The sequence below is a fragment of the Bacteroides sp. GD17 genome (assembly GCF_038448625.1).
Classification (GTDB): Bacteria; Bacteroidota; Bacteroidia; order Bacteroidales; family Bacteroidaceae; genus Bacteroides.
Map to the genome: position 1 here is coordinate 1 of NZ_JBCEZS010000040.1, position 2500 is coordinate 2500.

2 tRNA genes and 2 rRNA genes (1 of these 4 cut by a window edge) are annotated in these 2500 nt (G+C 46.7%); all 4 read left to right on the forward strand.

Going from position 1 to position 2500, the window contains the following annotated elements:
* Positions 1–403 (forward strand): 16S ribosomal RNA (locus AAE250_RS23325); the annotation flags it as partial.
* Positions 404–596: 193 nt separating this feature from the next.
* A tRNA-Ile gene (locus AAE250_RS23330) sits at positions 597–670 on the forward strand.
* A gap of 11 nt (positions 671–681) precedes the next feature.
* A tRNA-Ala gene (locus AAE250_RS23335) sits at positions 682–755 on the forward strand.
* Between the two features lie 502 nt (positions 756–1257).
* Positions 1258–2500 (forward strand): 23S ribosomal RNA (locus AAE250_RS23340) (it continues 1788 nt past the right edge of the window).

The following is a 2500-nucleotide window of genomic DNA, read 5'->3' on the forward strand; positions in this document are numbered from 1 at the left end:
CAAGTCATGTTGGGGACTCTATGGAGACTGCCGTCGTAAGATGTGAGGAAGGTGGGGATGACGTCAAATCAGCACGGCCCTTACGTCCGGGGCTACACACGTGTTACAATGGGGGGTACAGAAGGCAGCTACCTGGTGACAGGATGCTAATCCCAAAAGCCTCTCTCAGTTCGGATTGGAGTCTGCAACCCGACTCCATGAAGCTGGATTCGCTAGTAATCGCGCATCAGCCACGGCGCGGTGAATACGTTCCCGGGCCTTGTACACACCGCCCGTCAAGCCATGAAAGCCGGGGGTACCTGAAGTACGTAACCGCAAGGAGCGTCCTAGGGTAAAACTGGTGATTGGGGCTAAGTCGTAACAAGGTAGCCGTACCGGAAGGTGCGGCTGGAACACCTCCTTTCTGGAGTGACGACTCGAACAATTGTCAATTTATAATTGACAATTGACAATAAAGAAGTTGGTTCTTTGAGTGATGCTTCCATCAGAACCTCTTGTACTGCGAGTAATTGTTTATTAAAGATATACCTATAATAACATATAGGAATATAAAGAGAAAAGAAGAAGCCGAGCCGCAAGGCGAGGGTTTGACTGACAGTCCTATAGCTCAGTTGGTTAGAGCGCTACACTGATAATGTAGAGGTCGGCAGTTCAACTCTGCCTGGGACTACTCTGAAAAGAGGGGGATTAGCTCAGCTGGCTAGAGCACCTGCTTTGCACGCAGGGGGTCAACGGTTCGAATCCGTTATTCTCCACTCTTGAGAATAGGATAGACTTTAGTCAATCCTCACTTCGACTGAAGTCGAAGGTTTCTCAAACGATCTTTGACATGATGTAACAGAAAAAGTAAAGTTAAAGCTGAAAGTATATATCGACCATACGTGATCGGTAAGACTAAAAGTAAATAAGGGCACATGGCGGANNNTGAGAATAGGATAGACTTTAGTCAATCCTCACTTCGACTGAAGTCGAAGGTTTCTCAAACGATCTTTGACATGATGTAACAGAAAAAGTAAAGTTAAAGCTGAAAGTATATATCGACCATACGTGATCGGTAAGACTAAAAGTAAATAAGGGCACATGGCGGATGCCTTGGCTCTCGGAGGCGATGAAGGACGTGATAAGCTGCGATAAGCTGCGGGTNCGCCACTTTTAATTGTTAATTATTAATTGTGAGCAAACGATCTTTGACATGATGTAACAGAAAAAGTAAAGTTAAAGCTGAAAGTATATATCGACCATACGTGATCGGTAAGACTAAAAGTAAATAAGGGCACATGGCGGATGCCTTGGCTCTCGGAGGCGATGAAGGACGTGATAAGCTGCGATAAGCTGCGGGTAGGTGCAAATAACCTTTGATCCGCGGATTTCCGAATGGGACAACCCAATACTTTGAAGAGGTATTATCTATCTATGATAGAGGCTAACGCAGGGAACTGAAACATCTTAGTACCTGCAGGAAAANCGTGATAAGCTGCGATAAGCTGCGGGTAGGTGCAAATAACCTTTGATCCGCGGATTTCCGAATGGGACAACCCAATACTTTGAAGAGGTATTATCTATCTATGATAGAGGCTAACGCAGGGAACTGAAACATCTTAGTACCTGCAGGAAAAGAAAATAATAATGATTCCCCTAGTAGTGGCGAGCGAACGGGGAATAGCCCAAACCACTGATGTTACGGCATGAGTGGGGTTGTAGGACCACGTCGTGGGACGAAAATTGGTGAGTGGAACGGTCTGGAAAGTCCGGTCATAGACGGTGATAACCCGGTACACTAAGCCAATTGAACCCTAGTGGTATCCTGAGTAGCGCGGAGCACGAGGAATTCTGCGTGAATCTGCCGGGACCATCCGGTAAGGCTAAATACTCCCGAGAGACCGATAGTGAACCAGTACTGTGAAGGAAAGGTGAAAAGCACTTCGAATAGAAGAGTGAAATAGTTCCTGAAACCATGTGCCTACAAGCGGTCGGAGCACCTTTATGGTGTGACGGCGTGCCTTTTGCATAATGAACCTACGAGTTACTTTTTCCGGCAAGGTTAAGGATTTAAGATCTGGATCCGAAGCGAAAGCGAGTCTGAACAGGGCGTATAGTCGGAAGGAGTAGACGCGAAACCAAGTGATCTACCCTTGAGCAGGTTGAAGGATGGGTAACACCATCTGGAGGACCGAACCAATAAGCGTTGAAAAGCTTCTGGATGACTTGAGGGTGGGGGTGAAAGGCTAATCAAACTTGGAGATAGCTCGTACTCCCCGAAATGCATTTAGGTGCAGCCTTGACTTATACTGGCATGAGGTAGAGCGACTGATAAGATGCGAGGGCTTCACCGCCTATCAAGTCTTGACAAACTCCGAATGCGTGCCAGTTCTATGTCAGGAGTGAGGGCATGGGTGCTAAGGTCCATGTCCTAAAGGAGAACAATCCGGACCAACAGCTAAGGTCCCGAAATGAATACTAAGTTGAACTAACGAAGTCAGATTGCTAAGACAGCTAGGAT